At 39.8% G+C, this 20,533-nt stretch carries 17 protein-coding genes and 1 tRNA gene; 11 read left to right on the top strand and 7 right to left on the bottom strand.

Annotation, left to right across the window (positions count from 1 at the left end):
* Positions 1–35 precede the first annotated feature (35 nt).
* Positions 36–1,016 carry a LysR family transcriptional regulator gene (locus RMA95_RS10675; protein ID WP_004710275.1) on the bottom strand — a complete coding sequence of 327 codons (981 nt, stop codon included), beginning with the start codon at positions 1,014–1,016 and terminating at the stop codon, positions 36–38.
* A 103-nt stretch (positions 1,017–1,119) separates the two neighbouring features.
* Between RMA95_RS10675 and RMA95_RS10670 the strand changes: the two genes are divergently transcribed.
* The 7 genes from RMA95_RS10670 (at position 1,120) to RMA95_RS10640 (ending at position 8,802) form a co-directional block, all read left to right on the top strand.
* Positions 1,120–2,232, top strand: coding sequence for a tartrate dehydrogenase (locus tag RMA95_RS10670; RefSeq protein ID WP_005303103.1), 1,113 nt, complete (start codon positions 1,120–1,122; stop codon positions 2,230–2,232).
* A 20-nt stretch (positions 2,233–2,252) separates the two neighbouring features.
* On the top strand, positions 2,253–3,905 hold the full coding sequence (locus tag RMA95_RS10665; RefSeq protein WP_311070462.1) for a BCCT family carnitine transporter: 1,653 nt from the start codon (positions 2,253–2,255) through the stop codon (positions 3,903–3,905).
* 11 nt (positions 3,906–3,916) lie between these two features.
* Positions 3,917–4,891, top strand: coding sequence for an alpha/beta hydrolase (locus RMA95_RS10660; protein WP_311070460.1), 975 nt, complete (start codon positions 3,917–3,919; stop codon positions 4,889–4,891).
* A 42-nt stretch (positions 4,892–4,933) separates the two neighbouring features.
* A complete protein-coding gene (gene cntA / locus RMA95_RS10655; RefSeq protein WP_057074933.1) occupies positions 4,934–6,049 on the top strand; it encodes a carnitine monooxygenase subunit alpha in 1,116 nt (371 codons plus the stop codon).
* A 63-nt stretch (positions 6,050–6,112) separates the two neighbouring features.
* Positions 6,113–7,564 (top strand): NAD-dependent succinate-semialdehyde dehydrogenase, encoded by a 1,452-nt coding sequence (locus RMA95_RS10650; RefSeq protein ID WP_311070457.1) that lies wholly within the window; start codon positions 6,113–6,115, stop codon positions 7,562–7,564.
* Between the two features lie 47 nt (positions 7,565–7,611).
* Positions 7,612–8,568, top strand: coding sequence for a carnitine monooxygenase, reductase subunit CntB (cntB, locus tag RMA95_RS10645; protein WP_261488749.1), 957 nt, complete (start codon positions 7,612–7,614; stop codon positions 8,566–8,568).
* A 157-nt stretch (positions 8,569–8,725) separates the two neighbouring features.
* Positions 8,726–8,802, top strand: a tRNA-Met gene (locus RMA95_RS10640).
* A gap of 43 nt (positions 8,803–8,845) precedes the next feature.
* Here RMA95_RS10640 and RMA95_RS10635 read toward each other — a convergent pair.
* From RMA95_RS10635 to RMA95_RS10610, 6 genes are all read right to left on the bottom strand, one after another.
* Positions 8,846–9,874, bottom strand: a complete 1,029-nt coding sequence (locus tag RMA95_RS10635; protein WP_311070453.1) for a hypothetical protein — start codon at positions 9,872–9,874, stop codon at positions 8,846–8,848.
* A complete protein-coding gene (locus RMA95_RS10630; RefSeq protein WP_311070451.1) occupies positions 9,867–11,492 on the bottom strand; it encodes an NAD+ synthase in 1,626 nt (541 codons plus the stop codon). The genes RMA95_RS10635 and RMA95_RS10630 overlap by 8 nt, the downstream gene beginning before the upstream one ends.
* A 386-nt stretch (positions 11,493–11,878) precedes the next feature.
* On the bottom strand, positions 11,879–12,439 hold the full coding sequence (locus RMA95_RS10625) for a hypothetical protein (protein ID WP_311070449.1): 561 nt from the start codon (positions 12,437–12,439) through the stop codon (positions 11,879–11,881).
* Positions 12,440–12,529: 90 nt separating this feature from the next.
* Positions 12,530–13,390 carry a pirin family protein gene (locus RMA95_RS10620; protein ID WP_311070447.1) on the bottom strand — a complete coding sequence of 287 codons (861 nt, stop codon included), beginning with the start codon at positions 13,388–13,390 and terminating at the stop codon, positions 12,530–12,532.
* Positions 13,391–13,560: 170 nt separating this feature from the next.
* The gene (gene hemJ, locus RMA95_RS10615) at positions 13,561–14,013 is read right to left on the bottom strand and encodes a protoporphyrinogen oxidase HemJ (RefSeq protein WP_004738397.1); all 453 of its coding nucleotides are present in this window, start codon (positions 14,011–14,013) and stop codon (positions 13,561–13,563) included.
* A gap of 18 nt (positions 14,014–14,031) precedes the next feature.
* Positions 14,032–15,261, bottom strand: a complete 1,230-nt coding sequence (locus RMA95_RS10610) for a beta-ketoacyl-ACP synthase II (RefSeq protein ID WP_004738399.1) — start codon at positions 15,259–15,261, stop codon at positions 14,032–14,034.
* Between the two features lie 296 nt (positions 15,262–15,557).
* Between RMA95_RS10610 and RMA95_RS10605 the strand changes: the two genes are divergently transcribed.
* The 4 genes from RMA95_RS10605 to fusA all read left to right on the top strand — a co-directional run bounded on the left by RMA95_RS10605 (position 15,558) and on the right by fusA (position 20,396).
* Positions 15,558–16,874, top strand: coding sequence for an EcsC family protein (locus RMA95_RS10605; RefSeq protein WP_311070444.1), 1,317 nt, complete (start codon positions 15,558–15,560; stop codon positions 16,872–16,874).
* A gap of 200 nt (positions 16,875–17,074) precedes the next feature.
* Positions 17,075–17,449, top strand: coding sequence for a 30S ribosomal protein S12 (rpsL, locus tag RMA95_RS10600; RefSeq protein WP_002050319.1), 375 nt, complete (start codon positions 17,075–17,077; stop codon positions 17,447–17,449).
* Between the two features lie 159 nt (positions 17,450–17,608).
* Positions 17,609–18,079 carry a 30S ribosomal protein S7 gene (gene rpsG, locus RMA95_RS10595; RefSeq protein ID WP_001138055.1) on the top strand — a complete coding sequence of 157 codons (471 nt, stop codon included), beginning with the start codon at positions 17,609–17,611 and terminating at the stop codon, positions 18,077–18,079.
* Between the two features lie 178 nt (positions 18,080–18,257).
* Positions 18,258–20,396, top strand: coding sequence for an elongation factor G (gene fusA / locus RMA95_RS10590; RefSeq protein ID WP_263613080.1), 2,139 nt, complete (start codon positions 18,258–18,260; stop codon positions 20,394–20,396).
* Positions 20,397–20,533: the final 137 nt, after the last annotated feature.

The raw sequence follows: 20,533 nt of genomic DNA, 5'->3' as shown, positions 1-20,533 counted from the left end.
CTGCCCTAAGTGAATAGGCTCACTTAGGGCTTTTTTCATAGAAAAACTTTTTCAGGCGGTGGTTCTCGTTTAACCGCTGGAGAAATGAGTTGCCCACGATTTAAGTTCTGCACATGCTGTAAACGATTGAGCAATTCATTTTGAATGAACAAAATGCAAGTTTGTAATTTAGACGAGCTTTTGAGTCGCGACGGATAAACTGCCCAGACATCTGCATCTTGCCAATACTCAGGCAAGATGTGCTGAAGTTGGCCGGTAATTAATTCATCTGCAACATCCCAAATTGACCGGAAAATAATACCGTGACCTTCTATAGCAAGTTGATGAATAATTTCACCGTTATTCGAAACAAAACGAGGTTTGATATGCACTGAGACATCTTCAGAAGCATGTCTAAATTTCCATAATACAGACGATTGATCACGCTCACTAATCGTTAAACAATCATGTGTTTGCAAATCTTCAATGCTGTCTGGTACGCCATGTTTAAGTAAATAACTTGGTGCCGCACATAAAATTCGAAAATTAGAAGCTAACTTCTTCGCAATCATGTTTGGTGCAATTTCATTACCAATTCTAATATCCAAATCAATACTGTGTTGAATCAGGTCTTTGGTATTGTCGATGGTGTCAAAATGTATTTGAAGCTTTGGATAAAGCATCATTAATTTAGACAGAATTGGGGCGATATGCTTTCTGCCAAAACCAAAGCTACTAATAATATCCATACGACCTGTGGGCGTACTGAGCGGGTTATTGACCAGTTCACAAACTTCATCAAACTCTTCAAGAATATTTGAAACTCTCTCAAGAATGAGTTTGCCATCTTCCGTCAGGCTAACGTGACGTGTACTGCGATGGAAAAGTTTGCAGCTTAAGGTGTTTTCTAAAATATTAATTCGCTTGCTAATAAAAGCTGGCGATGTCCCGAGTTCCTCAGCAGATTCGACAAAACTTTTTAGTTTGGCGACTGTGCAAAAAACCTTTAAATCCGATAGGTTAGGTAGATTATTCACGATCCGTGTCCATTGGAGTGATAGTTCCGTTATTGATCATTTTTGCTTAAAACATCATGTTTAAGCCATACAAGGATATTAGTTGAAGGTGTGAAGGAAGCTTATGGCAAAAAGATATAAAGTTGCCACGATTGCAGGCGATGGCATTGGTTTAGAAGTTCTACCAGAAGGCATTAAGGTTGTAAAGGCAGCGGCAGAGAAGCATGGCATTGAGCTTCAACTCGATGCTTTCGATTGGGCAAGCTGCGATTACTACCTTGAGCACGGCAAAATGATGCCAGATGACTGGTTTGAAACTTTGCAAGGTTACGATGCAATTTATTTTGGTGCTGTAGGCTGGCCAGATAAAGTGCCCGACCATATTTCACTTTGGGGCTCGCTACTTCAGTTCCGTCGTCGCTTTGACCAATATGTGAACTTACGCCCAGTGCGTTTAATGCCGGGTGTTAAATGTCCCTTAGTAGGTAAAAAACCGGGCGACATCGACTTTTACGTGGTCCGTGAAAACAGTGAAGGTGAGTACTCAGCCATTGGTGGTAAAGCTTTTGAGGGAACAGATCGAGAATTTGTTTTACAAGAAGCCGTATTTACGCGTCATGGTGTAGATCGAATTTTGCGTTATGCATTTGAGTTTGCAAATCAGCGTGATGCGAAAAAAATTACTGCAGCGACTAAATCAAATGGTATTGCTGTCAGCATGCCGTACTGGGATGAGCGCGTTGATGCGATGGCAAAACAATATCCACAAATTCAAGCTGATAAACAGCACGTTGATATTTTAGCGGCTCGTTTTGTGTTGCAACCTGAGCGTTTTGATGTGGTTGTGGCATCGAATTTATTTGGCGACATTCTTTCCGATTTAGGCCCTGCATGTACAGGAACCATTGGTTTGGCTGCTTCGGCAAATTTAAATCCAGAAAGAAAATTTCCATCATTGTTTGAACCTGTACATGGTTCAGCACCAGATATTTACGGTAAACAAATTGCCAATCCAATCGCTGCGATTTGGTCGGGTGCCATGATGTTCGAATTCTTTGGTGAAGAAGATGAACGCTGCATTCAAGCAGGTCAGGACATTATGCAGGCGATTGAGAATGTCTTAATTAATGGGCCAAAAACAGCCGATATCGGCGGTCAGGCAAAAACTTATGAGGTAGGAGATGCAATTGCATCGTGTGTAGCCCAAATTAAAATGGACGTGTTCGCTATGGAATAACGCCATCCAAAAATGGATGTATGGATATGGATAATCAAAACACAAAAATTTATACGGATAAAGTTCTTGCCGTAACCAGCTTACTGTTTGTATTTATTTCAGTTGCTGGTTTGGCGATTTATTCGCAAGAGTCGATCAAGATTGCTGCAACATGGATGCAGTGGACGACATCGGTATTTACAACACCAGTATTACTGTTTGCTTTTTTAGCTATCATTTTTACTTTTGGTCTGGCCTTTAGTAAATACGGCAAAATCAAACTAGGTGAAGGGAAACCCCAATACACCACAATGTCATGGATTTTTATGTTCATTTTGTCTGGTATTGGGTCTTCTACACTGTATTGGGGCTTCTTGGACTGGGCTTACTATTATCAAACTCCGGGTTTGAGCTTACCGCCTGAGTCAGCAGAAGCATTAAAATATAGTGTTGCTTACTCGTTTTTTCATTCAGGTTTAAGTGCTTGGGCAATTTATGCATTGGCATCAATTTCTTTGTGCTACAGCTACCATGTGAGAAAAAATAAAGGGTTGAGTTTGGCTTCTGTGATTGAGGCTGTAACAGGCTTTAAATCAACTGGCGTGGTTGGGCGTTTAGTCGACCTTATGTTCTTGCTTTGCATGTTTGGTGCATTGACGATTTCATTAGTACTTACCGCAGTGACATTTACCAATATTTTGTCGCAGCTCACAGGTATCCCAAATACCTTTATGACTAAGGTCATCATTATTTTAGGTGTTTCGGTTCTGTTCGCACTCAGTTCTTATGTGGGCATGGATAAAGGCATGCAGCGTTTAAGTCACATGGTGTGCTTGGGTGTGGTGTTATTTGCGATTTATGTACTTTGCTTTGGTCCAACGCAATTCATTTTGAATAATTCATTAATGAGTTTTGGATTAATGGCAACCAACTTTGTTGATATGAGTCTGTTTACCGACCCAATGGGCGATGGCAAGTTTACTCGTGAATGGACAGTATTTTACTGGTTATGGTGGATTTCATATGCACCGGGTGTGGCACTGTTTGTAACGCGTGTTTCTAAAGGCCGTACCATTAAAGAAGTTATTTTTGCCATGGTGATTGGCGGCAGTGTTGGTCTTTGGTTCATCTTTGGTGTGTTTGAAAACTACAGTGTTTATAGCTTTATTCATGGAGCTGTGAATGTACCGCAAATCTTAAGCCAACAAGGTGGTGAGGTTGCAATTGGTCAATTACTCAGCCTGTTACCTGCCGGAAAATTAATGATGTGGATTTTCCTCGGCATCATGGTGGTGTTCTTAGCAGCACATATGGATGCAGTAGGCTATGCGGTTTCAGCAACATGTACACGTGGTTTAAGTGAAGGACAAGATCCATCGCCAAATGCTCGTCTGTTCTGGTGTGTCATGCTTACTTTAGTTCCAATTGCCATGATCTTTAGTAAAGCACCTTTAGACACTATGAAAACAGCGACTATTGTGACGGCTTTACCATTCATTGTGATTATTCTGATTCAAACCTATGGCTTAGTGAAATGGCTGATTCAGGATTATGCCAAAGTCCCATCGCATTTAATTGAGCAACAAGGTTATGATGATCAGGAAATTGGTTTAAACCAGTCTCAAGATGAACATGCAAAACGGATGCAGCTTGAGCTTGCAAGCTCAATCAAACTGGATAGAAAAACCAGCTAGAGGGAACGGTAATGACTACATATGAACAGACCACTTATGCCTTAAGTGAAGAAATGCAAAGCCTTGTGTATTGGAGCAGCATTTATTCACCAGCAGATGCAGATATTTACTCAGTCCGTGCGGCCTATGACGCGATGTGTCGACACTACACTTTGCCCCGTGATGGCAAGATTGAAGTGGAAGATCGCTTTGTTGCAAATGATGAGCATCAAGTTCCTGTTCGCGTGTATTTACCAAAAACCGGCCGACTTGAAGCTGGTTGGCCATGTGTATTGTATTTACATGGCGGCGGTTGGATGGTTGGTGGGCTCGATTCACATGAATTTATTACCAGCTATTTGTGTCAGGACTTAAATGCAGTTGTCATTAGCGTAGATTACCGCATGGCACCAGAGCACCGCTTTCCAGCAGCTTATGAAGATTGTTTAACAGTTTATCAATGGCTTAAAAAGCATGGTTCAACTTGGCAGATCGATAGCGAAAATATCGTTCTAGCAGGCGATAGTGCAGGCGGTAATTTGGCAGCAGCCCTTGCAGTTGAACTACAACATAGTGGTTTGCAAGCTCAAGGTTTAGCTTTGGTTTATCCATGTTTAAACACAGTATTTGACACAGCCTCTGCACAAAAGCATGCCCATGCGCCGTTGTTAACAACGGAAGATATGCATTTTTATTTAAAGGAATATGCACCTAACTCACAAGATTGGCAGGATTTACGTCTAGCGCCTTTATTGGCAACGGACTTTTCAGATATGCCTACAAGTTTTGTGGCAGTTGCAGAGTATGACCCTTTAAGTGATGACGGTTATCTCTTTACCCAAAAATTGGAACAAGCAGGCATCCCTAGCGACTTCCATTTAGGCAAAGGATTATTACATGGCAGTTTACGTCTGATGCGTGACTGCCCAGAAGTTCAACAGTTATATCAAAACATGCTGAGTGCGATACGTCGCATGTTTGGCAGTGTCGAAAAGACATCAATTTAATATCGAGTCATTTGGACGAAAAGAATTTAATGGAGTAATAATATGAGTGCAGTTGAAAAATTACCTGAAGATTTTTGTGCAAACCCAGATGTTGCATGGACTTTTCCTAAAGTTTTCTATACTTCATCGCAAGTTTTTGAGCATGAGAAAGAAGCGATCTTTGCTAAAAGCTGGATTTGTGTTGCACATGGTAGTGAGTTAGCACAGCCGAACGACTATATTACCCGTAAAGTAATTGGTGAAAATATTGTCATCATTCGCGGTAAAGATAGTGTTTTACGCGCGTTTTATAATGTGTGTCCACACCGCGGTCACGAGCTTCTAAGTGGCAGTGGTAAAGCAAAAAATGTAATTACTTGCCCATACCATGCATGGACTTTTAAGCTAGATGGTAGTTTAGCTTTGGCACGTAACTGTGACCATGTCGAATCTTTCGACAAAGAAAACTCAAGCATGGTGCCTTTAAAAGTTGAGGAATATGCCGGCTTTGTTTTCATTAATATGGATGAAAATGCGACATGCGTAGAAGACCAACTTCCGGAATTTGCTGAGCGTTTAAATCAAGCATGTAGTGTGATTAAAGATTTGAAACTGGCGGCACGTTTTGTGACAGAAACGCCAGCAAACTGGAAAGTTATTGTCGATAACTACTTAGAATGTTATCACTGTGGGCCTGCACATCCGGGCTTTGCTGACTCAGTACAAGTCGACAAATATTGGCATACCACACATCAAAACTGGACATTACAGTACGGTTTCGCGCGTTCGTCAGAGAAATCATTCAAGCTTGATCCATCAATAACAGATCCTGAGTTTCATGGTTTCTGGACTTGGCCTTGTACTATGTTCAACGTACCACCAGGCAGCAATTTCATGACGGTGATCTATGAGTTCCCCGTGGATGCAGAAACGACTTTGCAGCACTACGATATTTACTTCACGAACGAAGAACTCACTCAAGATCAGAAAGACTTAATTGAGTGGTATCGCAATGTATTCCGCCCTGAAGATTTGAACTTGGTCGAAAGCGTACAACGTGGTTTGAAATCACGTGGTTATCGTGGTCAAGGCCGTATCATGACTGACAAACAACGCTCAGGAATTAGTGAGCATGGTATTGCTTACTTCCAACATCTGGTGGCGCAGCATCACAAATAAAACAAATGGATTTATTCAGGTGTAAAGATGACTTACACCTGATTCTTCAGTTAGGAAGATGATATGTCGAGTTTACAAAGCACAGAATTATTTCAGCAACAAGCCTATATTAATGGGCAATGGTTAGCTGCACAGTCAAATGCATCGGTTCCAGTGACTAACCCAGCAACAGGCGAAGAAATTGGCACAATTCCAAATATGGGAGCGGCTGAGGCGACTCAAGCAGTTGAGGCTGCTTATACGGCTTTACAAAGTTGGAAAGCTTTAACTGCCCAAAACCGTGCAGATATTTTATTGGCTTGGTACAAACTAGTTCTAGATCATACCGATGAACTTGCTTTAATCATGACTATTGAACAAGGTAAACCTTTGGCAGAGGCGAAAGGCGAGGTGCGTTATGCTGCATCATTTATTCAATGGTTTGCCGAAGAAGGTAAGCGTATTTATGGTGATGTGATTCCAACCGTCAATAACCAGCAGCGTTTTATTATTAGTAAAGAACCTGTGGGTGTGGTGGCTGCCATTACGCCGTGGAATTTCCCAATCGCCATGATTACCCGTAAAGCAGCACCAGCTTTAGCAGCTGGATGTACGGTCGTGATTAAGCCAGCGAATGAAACGCCTTATTGTGCTTTAGCGATTGCAAAGCTTGCAGAAAAAGCAGGTATTCCGGCTGGTGTGATTAACGTCGTTACAGGTAAATCTCAAGAGATTGGTTCGGTATTTACTTCACATGAAAAAGTGAAAAAATTGACCTTCACTGGCTCAACTCCAGTGGGACGCTTACTGATGCAGCAGTGTTCAAGTACCATTAAAAAATTGGCGCTTGAGTTAGGCGGAAATGCTCCTCTGATTGTGTTTAATGATGCCGACTTAGATAAAGCTGTACAAGGTGCGATTTTTGCCAAGTTCCGTAATGCAGGCCAGACCTGTGTTTGTGCTAACCGCATTTATGTACACGACAATATTTATCAAGCTTTTGCCGAGAAGTTTGTACAAGAAGTTCAAAAGTTTAAAGTTGGTAATGGGCTAGAAGATGGTGTTCAAATTGGCCCATTAATTAATGAAAAAGCAGTGTTAAAAGCACAGCAGTTGATTGATGACGCAGTCAGTAAAGGAGCTAAAGTTGCTTGCGGCGGTAAACAACATGTTTTAGGACAAACCTTTTATGAGCCATCGGTTTTAACTAATGTTGACCGTACGATGGAAATTGTCCAAGAAGAAATTTTTGGTCCGGTTGCGCCGCTCATTCGCTTTACAGATGAAGCAGATGTGGTTGCTCAAGCAAATGACACTATCTTTGGTTTGGCTGCGTATGTTTATAGCGAAAATATTTCACGTTTATGGCGAGTGTCGGAACAACTTGAATATGGAATGGTCGGTATGAATGCCACAGCAATTTCAAATGAAGTTGTACCATTTGGTGGTGTGAAGCAATCAGGCGTTGGACGTGAAGGTTCAAAATATGGTCTTGAAGAATTCATGACTATTAAATACATGTGTTTAGGGCTTTAAGGATAAGCCCTAACAACAAGAATATGCGGTAAAAGAAGGATTCTAATATGGCTAGTCATTATGAAATGTTCCCGGCAGTTGTTACTCGTGTGGAACAGCTAACCCCTTTAATCAAACGGTTTACGTTCAAACGTCAAGATGGGCAGAACTTTCCTCGATTTAGTGGGGGAAGCCATATTATTGTCAAAATGAATGAGCAACTTTCCAATGCGTATTCATTGATGAGTTGTACGCAAGATCTATCGACTTACCAAGTCTGTGTTCGTAAAGATGTGGAAGGTAAGGGTGGTTCGGTTTTCATGCATGATCAATGTAATGAAGGCTGTGAAATTCAGATTTCAGAACCAAAAAATTTATTTCCATTAGCGGAAACAGGTAATAAACATATTTTAATTGCAGGTGGTATTGGTATTACACCATTCTTGCCACAAATGGATGAGCTTGCCGCACGTGGGGCAGACTTTGAGCTACATTATGCTTATCGTTCACCTGAACATGCGGCTTTACTTGATGAGTTAAAGCAGAAACATGCAGAGCGTGTATTTAGTTATGTTGACTCAGAAGGCTGCACGCTTAACTTAGATCAACTCATTTCATCACAACCAAAAGGCACACATGTTTATGTATGTGGTCCTAAACCCATGATTGATGCTGTGATTGATTGTTGTAACAAGCACCGTTACCGCGATGAATACATTCATTGGGAACAATTTGCCTCAACAGTTCCAGAAGATGGTGAAGCATTTACGGTGGTACTTGCTAAATCTAATCAGGAAATTGAAGTACAAAGTAACCAGACGATTTTACAAGCTATTGAAACATTGAATATTGATGTGGAATGCTTATGTCGCGAAGGTGTATGCGGTACATGTGAAACTGCTATTTTAGAAGGTGAAGCAGAGCATTTTGATCAATATCTTAGTGATGCCGAAAAGGCTTCACAGAAGAGCATGATGATTTGTGTATCGCGAGCCAAAGGTAAAAAACTAGTATTAGATCTCTAATATATTTCTTTGGTTGATCAATTGCTTAAAGTCTTAATTTGCTAAAAAATGAACAAATAATGATGATCTGAATCTTATTTGTTCATTTGGTGGACATTAAGAGTTTTGAAGTATTGACCTGCTATACAGAACTATAGATAATGCGCACACAGTTTACGGCTATGTAGCTCAGTTGGTTAGAGCACCGCACTCATAATGCGGGGGTCACAAGTTCAAGTCTCGTCATAGCCACCATTTTAAAAACCACGCTCCTGCGTGGTTTCTTTTTATCTATTTTTTACTCATTAAAATGTTTTTCAATCATATCGAGTGTTTTTGAGCTTTGATAAAAAGGAGCTAAGAGCGCTTGAAGTAATGGTTCTAAAATGCCGTGTTCATTGAAGGCATCCATAACTTTCGGATAAAAGCGTAAAGCTTCAGTTTGCAAGTCGGTTTCGGTTAAACCAATCTCACTTAAAACTTCAAATAAACTTTGATCTTTATAAAAGTCATAAAAAACTTCGACGCCATACAAAATCAGATCTTGCATAAATTGCGACTGGCGTAGCTCTTTCCAGTACTCATAAATTAAAACAAAGAACTCCTCAACATCGAGAGGAGTGAGCTGTTTCATAAACTCATACATTTTTTTATGTCTAATATCTTCCCAGACATGACGTACTAGGCTTTCTAAATCTTCAGCCGATAAAAGGCTTAATTCTGTAAGTTGTTCATGAATAAAAATGGCAATCCACGTTTCAAGTTTATGTTCGAGACGTTGCTGCTGTAAAAAAGAGAATTTTTTGAGTTTATGTTGCCATTCAAAATGGTAGTCATTTACTGTCGAGGCAGTTAAAAATTTTGGTAATTTTTGTTCTAGAGTTGATGTCGCAATATATTGGCAAAGCTGTTGAACAGAAGGGCTGGTTCTTAAAAACTCATTCAGATAATGAGGAATATGTTCCATTTCCAAAAACTTGGAAAGCCACATTTCAAACTGGTGATCTGATACCAAGTCTTGTAGCTGAATTGGAGATTTCATCGCAGATAAATAAATACGCTGTGCAATTTCCCCAATAAACTCAAGCAAGCCTGCACCAAGCTGCATTTCAAAAGCATAGCGTTTCACAACGGCTTGTAATTGTTCTAAATCCACAACTTCATAAAGTTTAATTTCGTCGGCATGTTGCATAAACAGTTGAATGAACTGCTGGAAATAAATAGGTGAGTTTTCTATCGATAATTGTTTTTTGAAAAATTCCACCTGCTCAAGCAAAAGTGCTTGAGCAAGTGCTGTGGTTTTTGATGAGTTTTTCTGCTCAGTCATTCGCTGTCCAACCGTTGACAATCGGATAACGTCGTTCGCGACTAAATGCACGAGAAGTAATTCTCGGGCCAATCGCACCTTGACGACGTTTATATTCATTACGATCAACTAAACGGATGACTTTTTCAACAACTTCTTTATCAAAACCTTTGGCAATAATGTCTGCCTGTCCTAAATCTTCTTCAATGTATGCATAAAGGATGGCATCCAATACATCATACGCTGGTAAAGAGTCTTGGTCTTTTTGATCTGGACGAAGTTCTGCTGAAGGTGGGCGAGTAATGACACGCTCAGGAATAACAGGTGTTTCACTTAAGCTATTACGGTATTTTGCTAGTTCAAACACGATTGTTTTATAAACGTCTTTTAGAACTGCAAAGCCACCCACCATGTCACCGTAAAGTGTGCAGTAGCCAACTGAAAGTTCAGACTTGTTGCCAGTAGCGAGTACTAAATTACCAAACTTGTTAGATAAGCCCATAAGCAATGTGCCACGAGCACGTGCTTGTAAATTTTCTTCAGTTGCATCGGCTGGTGAATTACCAAAGAACGGATAGAGCGTTTGCATGAAGCTATTTACGATTGAGTGAATTTCAGCAATACCAAAAGTTACACCCATACGACGAGCTTGTTCAGCCGCATCTTCTACACTAATTTGAGAAGTGTAAGTATATGGCATCATTACAGCTTGTACTTTTTCCGCACCAATTGCATCAACAGCAATAGCAAGTGTAAGGGCAGAGTCAATACCACCAGAAAGACCTAAGATCACACCAGGGAAACCTGAACGCTCTACATAGTCACGCGTTGCCATAACTAAGCCTTGATAGATCTCTGCAAAAGTTTCTAATGCAGGCGCAGACTCGGTAACTTTATAGAGTTTTGTGTCACGGTCAAATTCAGCAATGTAGAGGTCTTCTTTAAAGCTTGGTGCTTGTAAAGCAATTTCACCATTTTGGTTGCTGACAAAACTTGTACCATCAAAAATTAAATCATCTTGTCCACCGACTTGGTTGACATAAACAATGTTTAAATGAAGCTGTTTTGCAAGCTCACTTAATGTTTGTATACGATGCTGTGGTTTGCCCACTTCATATGGCGACGAATTAAGTACAAGTACAGTATCAACATTTAATTGGCTTAATTGTTTAACTGTATTGATTGACCAGATATCTTCACAAATAAGTACACCAAACTTATGGCCTAAGTATTCGAACACCAAGTGCTGATGGCCTTTTTGGAAATAACGTTTTTCATCAAAAACGCCATAGTTTGGCAAGTTGTGCTTATTGAAGACACCTAAAACCTGACCGTCTTTCATGACAGCAGCTGAATTATAACGTTGGCCGTCTTCTGTTTGGTTTACGAAGCCGAAAACCATCACAATATCTTTAACTTCACTAAGTTGAGCAAAAGCTTTTTGCATACGTTTATTTAAATTTGGACGTAACAATAAGTCTTCAGCTGGATAACCAATCACAGAAAGCTCAGGAAAAATAATCAGGTCAGCGTCTTGTTTTTTCGCCTGATTTGCTTGCTCAATCATCTTTTGGGTGTTTGAGTCAATATTGCCAATATGCGGAGAAAACTGAGCAAGGGCAACTTTAAAACTTTTCATTCAAACCTAATCCTAGATCATAACGAATATAAATACACATAGTGTTGATTTTTATAAATATAATTTTTCAACGATGTGTATGGCACGATAATAAACAAGTAAAATAGTAAACAAAAATGTCAAGATCAATAATATATACCAATCACATATTTTCTGCGTAAAAATAACGAGATTTTCTGTATACAATAGAAACAAGCTTCATTATTTTTATTGTTTGTATACTGCCTTAACACTCCAAAATTTGGAATAAGTTTTTATACTTATTTTCAATAATTTGACATTAATAAAATTAGATCTCAACTTTATTTTCATATTTTTTTGTTTATAAATTTTCTACCAGTAAGTTAGCAAAAAAAGTTACGTAGAAGACGATCTTGATTATTTAGTTACAAATCAAAGTGAGGTGAACAAATAATATTTGGCAGTTTACCTGAACAGATATCTCTAGCAATTTCTCCTTGCTGTTCAATATTGTAAGAGCTAAATGCTTTCTGAGGGTGATACGTGTATTTATAAGGATTGTAATATTTAAGGCTCAGATAGTAGGCAGATTGCAGTAAAGCACCTTTTAGTAATACATGAATACCTTGTTGGTATTGCATGACATGAGCCAATTCATGAATAAAAATACCCTGAATGAATTTAGACTCTAGCGCGTAATTACTACTGTAGTCAGAAATATTGACGTAAATATTTCCATTTGGAGCCATCAAAATTCCATGAGATTGCCAAGGTAAGTAACGAGTAGCAATAATTTTAGGTCGTTCACAATCTATCAAATCCCCAAACACCCTTTGCGCCAAAACTTTTTCTTCAGGCGTAAGAAATCGAATTGGATAACTTTTTAAGTGACGAAAAATAAAAAGGGTGAAAATAATAAATTGTCGATATATGACAAGTTTAAAAGCGTTGAGAGTGAACATAGTTTTGCTAGTAAATAAGTTCATCTATTGATTTGTAGCATAACATACATCAACTATGTTGAAAGACAGACACAAATAACTGTCATTCGTTTATCATGCGGCAGTTAGGCTGTTTTACTTGGTAAATCTTCCATTTTTAATATCATCATAGGCTTGTAAAATCTCATCATAAGTATTCATTACAAATGGACCATGACCATTAATCGGCTCTGTGATGGGTTGTCCTGTCAGAATAAGTAATTTACAACTTTGCAGGGCAGTAATAGAGAAATGCTCTCCTTGATTTGACATGACTGCTAGGCCTTGTTCCTCTAAAACTTCTTCATCTTTTTGAAATTGTGCCCGACCTGAACGTAAATAAACTAAAGCTGTTTCACCAGATTGAGCAGGGAAGGTGGCTTGCTGACCTGTATGGAGCTCTACATCCAAAACAGTAATAGGGGTGTGGGTAAGTGCGGGGCCCATAACATGGTTAAATTGCGCTGCAATAATACGTACAAATCCAGCTTCATTTTCCAGTTTCACCACTGGTATTTCAGCTTTCTTTAAACTTTGATAGCGAGGGGAGTTCATTTTATCTGCTGCTGGTAAATTGACCCAAAGCTGAATCATTTCAAAAGCACCACCAGATCGAGAAAACTCTTCACTAAACAATTCCCGATGAATCACACCAGAGGCTGCGGTCATCCATTGCACATCGCCAGCACTTATAAACCCACCTCCACCAGATGAATCTTTGTGTTCCAATTCACCTGCATAAACAAGTGTTACCGTTTCAAATCCACGATGAGGATGATCATTAACTCCTCTACGTTTTATAGAGGGTGCAATTTTTCCGGGACCCAAATGGTCGAGTAGTAAGAAGGGTGAGAGGGTGTTGCCTAACTCATGGTAGGAAAAAACAGAAAGAACTGGATAAAAATCACCGACCGCAAAGCGAGTATCGTTACGATGAATAAAAGCCAGACTTTTCATGCTTTATCCTTTCTGTTGATTGAATTTATAAAAAAGATCAGATGTTCTTATAAGAATGTATTAAGGCTGGTGTAAAAGTCTTTTGCTCTGAATAATAAATTATGAATAGGTTGGGTCAGTAAAATGCATAAGAGAAGGAGGTGAGAGTCCTAGATAATAAAAAACCCCAGTTAAAACTGAGGTTTTACAACAACTAAAATCACAACAGCAAATAAAATTAAGGTTGGCATTTCATTGAAGAAGCGCCAGAACTTATGTGATTTATAGTGAGCATTTCCAATAAGCTTTTTGCGATAGTAACCACAAACAAAATGGTAAACCACTAATAAAGCCACTAATCCAACTTTTAGATAAAACCAAGTGGCTTCATGGTAATGTCGAGTTGCATCGCCCCACTCTACAAGAAAGTGTGCGGTAATTAATGTGGCAATCATAGACGGCCACATAATACCTCGATACAACTTACGTTCCATCACTTCAAAGCGTTGATGACTTGCCGCATCATCACTCATTGCATGGTAAACATAAAGACGTGGTAAGTAGAACAAAGCAGCGAACCAACAAACCACAGCAATAATATGTAATGCTTTTACCCACAAAAAAGCATCAGAAGGTGCATCCATTGTTAATCCTAGGTGGGATTATGCATCCCACTTCTTGAAAATTAGGCAAGCGTTTACACCGCCAAAGCCAAAACTGTTACTCATTACAGTATTCAATTTTGCATCACGTTTTTCAAGCACAATATCAAAGCCTTCAGTACCTTCATCAAGCTCAGTCACGTTAATGTTTGGAGCAATAAAGTCATTTTGAAGCATTAATACAGAGTAAATTGCTTCATGAACACCAGCAGCACCCAAGCTGTGACCAGTCATAGATTTAGTTGAGCTTAAAGGTGGAACTTTACCTTCACCAAAAGCACGTTCCATTGCTTTAAGTTCAGTAACGTCACCAGCTGGTGTAGAAGTACCATGTGTATTTACATAGTCAATTTTTTCTACGCCGTGTTGTTTAGCTTCTTCAAGAGCCATCAAGATACAACGAGTCGCACCTTCACCGCTTGGAGCAACCATGTCTGCACCGTCACTGTTCGCAGCATAGGCAACAACTTCAGCAAGAATTTTTGCACCACGTGCCTGAGCATGTTCAAGAGATTCAAGAACAACGAAACCGCCACCACCAGCAATAACGAAACCGTCACGGTCTTTTGAATATGGACGAGATGCAGTTTCAGGTGTGTCGTTATATTTAGAACATAAAGCACCCATAGCATCAAACAATAAGCTTTGAGACCAATGATCTTCTTCACCACCACCAGCAAGCATAAGATCTTGTTTGCCTAATGCGATAAGGTTATATGCATAACCAATTGCATCTGCAGAAGTTGCACAAGCACTTGCGATTGAGTGAGCAATACCTTGAAGTTTAAATGCAACACCAACGTTTGCAGTAATTGTGTTCGTCATGTTACGTGGAACGAAGAAAGGACCAACTTTACGAGCACCTTTAGTTTCTAAAAGCTCAGTCATTTCTACAACAGAAGCAGTTGAACCACCACCTGAACCGCCAGCAATACCATAACGTGGATTATCTGCTAAATCTTCTGCTTTTAAGCCAGCATGTTCAACAGCGGCAACAGCAGAGTTATAAGCGTACATCGCACATACGCCCATGAATCGTTTTAATTTACGATCAATATTGTCAAAATCTTGTTCTGCAGCAGCGCTGACATGACTCTTAAAATTGAGTTCAGCATAAGTTGGGTTAAAACGTGTCCCGGAGATTCCATTTTGAAGTGAGTGAGTAACTGCTTCTAAAGAGTTACCGATACATGAGTTAATACCCATACCAGTGATTACAACACGTTTCATCTACAGGTCCCTTTATGGTGATATTTAAAGTCTATGAACATGAGCAGCTATTAAATGATAGGAGAATATAGCTGTAAGAACATTAGACATATGTTTTCGTTGTTACCATGATAGCAGAAAGGTTTTTTATTTCTTATGGCAAATCTTTATGTCAATTTTGCATTTAAAAAAAATAACCAAATACATAGTATGTTGCATTTAGGGTTAACTAAAATACACACATTCAAGTTGAGATAAATCCACATTCCACCTAGTATTTATCTCTAATTAGATAAATTAAAAAATCGAGGTACTGGATGACAAAATTTAATAATAATCAATCTGACAATTTGTTTTCTCAGGTCTTCGGAGTGGCTAAAAAGCTCAGTTCTACTGGTTTAAACATCTTGCAGCAAAGCCAAATAGGTGAGGTTAGTAAGTTAGTTGAGCCACTTGCAAGTGGTAAAACAGTAGAAGGTAATGCTAGAAGTAAAAGTCCGTTTGAAGTGGAACAGTATGAAAGCCCACAACAAATGTTACGTGAACATTTACCTAAAGTTACTCGTCAGGTGTTTGGCCGTCATTTTAGAAAGGTCAATGGTATTGCGACATTTATTTCGCCTGACTGGAATGAAAAAATATCGAGCTATTTATTTGATTGGCTAAATGACTTTAGTTCAAAAAGTACGCTGACTGAAAAAATCTTAGAAGAGGCGGGTGCAAAAGACCTATTTGAGCTGACTAAAGACACTTCACGTTCACAACGTTTAAGTCAGGCTTTAATTGAACAAAATAAACTAATTGCAAGTATTCAAGGTGCGATTACTGGTGTATCGGGTATGGTTGGTGCAGCCATAGACATTCCAGTTTCTTTAGTATTGGTCTTAAGAACAATTTATCAAACAGGCAGATCACACGGTTTTGATTTAACTGAAGCCACTGACCAAGACGTCGTTGAATTTATTTTTAAAGAAGTTGATATCAGCCTGATTGCAGAGAAGCAGACGGTGCTTTTAGCACTTAAAGCTTTACGTAATATGTTAGAGACACAAGATATTCAACAGTTTCAACAAGTACTTGGGTCTTCAAATGATATTGAGACTTTAAAAAGCTGGTTAGTCGATGAAAATGGTGAGTTTAAATGGAGCTGGTTAAATAAAGTTCCACAACTTGCTGCGGTGGGTAAGTTTACTCCAGTGGCAGGTGCAGTACTTAGTGCTGTTTATAGCTGGAAGTTACAAGAAGATGTAGGTCATAAGGCACAAGCTATTTTTGGTGCAGCACGACATTATTTAAATGAGCACCCAAGCGAACATTTATCACCATTACAAGCTTATTATGCTGCGGTAACTCTCATTCAAAAGGCGAGTCCTCGTCTGTTAAATGTTGGAGAAAATGGCAGTGTTCATGCAGCGCAACATCATAAAATTGAAAATCATGATGTAATTTCAAAAGTATCTGTTGTGGTTAAGTCGAATACTTCTGAAAAAAGTGAAGAAAAAGTGCAAGAAAATGTTCATCAAGGTATCGAACAGCTTGCAGAAAAACATGTCGTCGAGCATGAGCACAGTGAACAAAAACCAGCATTAGAAATTGAAAATGATGATGTTGTAGAGGATCAGAAGTACTCTTAACAATACAATTACAAAGATAGGGTTTGAAAATTAAGTTTCACCCTTATTTAAATTTGTAAATCATCCTGTCAAACATTGATATGGTCAACATTTGGTAAGTATTGCCATGTTGACCATTTTTGCATCTTGGCTTACAATTATGTGCCCTTAAAAAGAGGTGTTTTCTTTTTAAGGTTTTTTAATAACGGGAGAATTGCCATATGGCAACAACGAATCAGTTGATCCGTAAGGGTCGTACGACTTTGGTTGAAAAATCCAAAGTTCCTGCGTTGAAGGCTTGTCCACAACGTCGTGGTGTTTGTACACGTGTTTATACAACTACACCTAAAAAACCTAACTCAGCTATGCGTAAGGTTTGCCGTGTTCGCTTAACTTCAGGTTTTGAAGTATCTAGCTACATCGGTGGTGAAGGTCATAACTTACAAGAGCACAGTGTTGTTCTTATCCGTGGTGGTCGTGTTAAAGACTTACCAGGTGTACGTTACCATACCGTTCGTGGTTCTTTGGACTGTGCTGGCGTTAAAGATCGTAATCAATCACGTTCTAAATACGGTACTAAGCGTCCTAAGAAGTAATTCTAGGAAACTAGTCTAAAAGCCCTTTAGCGTTTCGCTTGTTTGAATTCTTCATAGATTTGTAATTCAAGCGACGTATAGTAAGGCCAGCGTCGTGTACATGACACTTGTACAAACTGCTGGATTATCCTGAAGTGTCATATTATTAGGTGTATTAAAATGCCAAGACGTCGCGTAGTCGCTGCTCGTGAGATCCTTCCAGATCCAAAATTTAGCAGCCAAACAATCGCTAAATTCATGAACCACGTAATGCAAGATGGTAAAAAATCTATTGCTGAAAGTATCGTTTACGGTGCTTTAGAACGCGTTCAAGAAAAAAACAAAGTAGACCCAGTTGAATTTTTCGAGACTACTCTTGAGAAAGTTCGTCCTATGGTCGAAGTAAAAGCACGCCGTGTTGGTGGTGCTACTTATCAAGTACCTATGGAAGTACGCCCATCCCGTCGTACTGCCTTAGCAATGCGTTGGTTAGTAGATGCTGCTGCTAAGCGTTCTGAAAAAACTATGGCTTTACGTCTTGCTGGCGAGTTGCTTGATGCAGCTGAAGGCAAAGGTGCCGCGATCAAAAAACGTGAAGACGTGCATCGTATGGCAGAAGCTAACAAAGCCTTCTCTCACTACCGTTTCTAAGCGGATAAAACAGTCCCTAATCAGGAGAATACTCATGCATACAGTAGCTAGATTCAACATCGCTCTCTACCAAAGTGGGGGCTTTGCGGGTATTTAAGTTGCCCCATTTGAGTATTCGTGCGCATCAATTTAATTGATGCGCCCTGTTTTAAAGATAACATTTAGGAATGTAGACATCATGGCTCGCCAAACCCCAATTACTCGTTACCGTAACATCGGTATCTCTGCGCACATTGACGCAGGTAAAACAACTACAACTGAACGTATTTTGTTCTACACAGGTGTATCTCACAAAATTGGTGAAGTACACGACGGTGCAGCAACAATGGACTGGATGGAACAAGAGCAAGAGCGTGGTATTACAATTACCTCTGCTGCTACAACTTGTTTCTGGTCTGGTATGGCTAACCAATTCCAACAACACCGTATCAACGTAATTGATACACCGGGACACGTAGACTTCACAATTGAAGTTGAACGTTCTATGCGTGTTCTTGACGGTGCGTGCATGGTTTACTGTGCAGTTGGTGGTGTACAGCCTCAGTCTGAAACTGTATGGCGTCAAGCAAACAAATATAAAGTGCCTCGTTTAGCATTCGTGAACAAGATGGACCGTACTGGTGCAAACTTCTTCCGTGTTGTTGAACAAATGAAAACACGTTTGGGCGGTAACCCTGTGCCAATCGTTGTGCCAATCGGTGCTGAAGACACATTCCAAGGTGTTGTTGACCTTATCGAAATGAAGGCAATCATCTGGGATGAAGCTTCTCAAGGTATGAAGTTTGAATACGGTGATATTCCTGCTGACCTAGTTGATACTGCTCAAGAATGGCGTACTAACATGGTTGAAGCAGCTGCTGAAGCTTCTGAAGAATTAATGGACAAGTACCTAGAAGAAGGTGATCTTTCTAAAGAAGACATCATCGCTGGTTTACGTGCTCGTACATTAGCTTCTGAAATTCAAGTAATGCTTTGTGGTTCTGCGTTCAAGAACAAAGGTGTTCAACGTATGTTGGACGCTGTAATTGAATTCTTACCATCACCTACAGAAGTTAAAGCGATCGAAGGTATCCTTGACGACAAAGACGAAACTAAAGCGTCTCGTGAAGCATCTGACGAAGCTCCGTTCTCTGCGCTTGCGTTCAAAATCATGAACGACAAATTCGTAGGTAACTTAACATTCGTACGTGTTTACTCTGGTGTTCTTAAACAAGGTGATCCGGTTTATAACCCAGTTAAATCTAAGCGTGAACGTATCGGCCGTATCGTGCAAATGCACGCGAACGAGCGTCAAGATCTTGAAGAAATCCGTGCAGGTGATATCGCAGCGTGTGTAGGTCTTAAAGACGTTACAACTGGTGATACATTATGTGATGAGAAAAACATCATTACTCTTGAGCGTATGGAATTCCCAGAGCCAGTAATTTCATTGGCTGTTGAACCAAAAACTAAAGCAGACCAAGAAAAAATGTCTATCGCTTTAGGTCGTTTGGCGAAAGAAGATCCATCGTTCCGTGTACGTACTGATGAAGAATCTGGTCAAACAATTATTGCTGGTATGGGTGAGCTTCACCTTGACATCATCGTTGACCGTATGAAGCGTGAATTCGGTGTTGAAGCGAATATCGGTAAACCAATGGTTGCTTATCGTGAAACGATTAAGAAAACTGTTGAGCAAGAAGGTAAATTCGTACGTCAAACTGGTGGTAAAGGTAAATTCGGTCACGTATATGTTCGTTTAGAACCGCTTGACGTTGAAGCTGCTGGTAAAGAATACGAATTCGCTGAAGAAGTTGTTGGTGGTGTAGTACCTAAAGAATTCTTCGGTGCAGTTGATAAAGGTATTCAAGAACGTATGAAGAATGGTGTCTTGGCTGGTTACCCAGTTGTAGGCGTTAAAGCTGTTCTTTTCGACGGTTCTTACCACGATGTCGACTCTGACGAATTGTCGTTCAAAATGGCTGGTTCTTATGCCTTCCGTGATGGTTTCATGAAAGCGGATCCTATCCTTCTTGAACCTATCATGAAAGTTGAAGTAGAAACTCCAGAAGACTACATGGGCGATATCATGGGTGACTTAAACCGTCGTCGTGGTATGGTTCAAGGTATGGACGATCTTCCTGGTGGAACAAAAGCAATTAAAGCAGAAGTTCCTCTTGCTGAGATGTTTGGTTACGCGACTCAAATGCGTTCTATGTCTCAAGGTCGTGCGACTTACTCAATGGAATTTGCTAAATATGCTGAAACTCCACGTAACGTGGCTGAAGGCATCATTGCTAAATTCCAAGCTGGCGGTAAAAAAGGTGACGACGAGTAATCTTTCGATTACTATAAGCCCTAACTAATTCTTAGTTGAAAACCAAGTGCTCATGGGGTGACCCTCCATGAGTAGTTAATAAAGGAAGATCATCATGGCTAAAGCCAAGTTTGAACGTAATAAACCACACGTAAACG

Origin of the sequence: Acinetobacter sp. V110_1 (genome assembly GCF_031798975.1) — a bacterium.
In the GTDB taxonomy this organism is placed as follows: Bacteria; Pseudomonadota; Gammaproteobacteria; order Pseudomonadales; family Moraxellaceae; genus Acinetobacter; species Acinetobacter nosocomialis_A.
The sequence above is the reverse complement of the archived record's forward strand: the minus strand, read 5'-3'. Positions and strand labels throughout refer to the sequence as shown.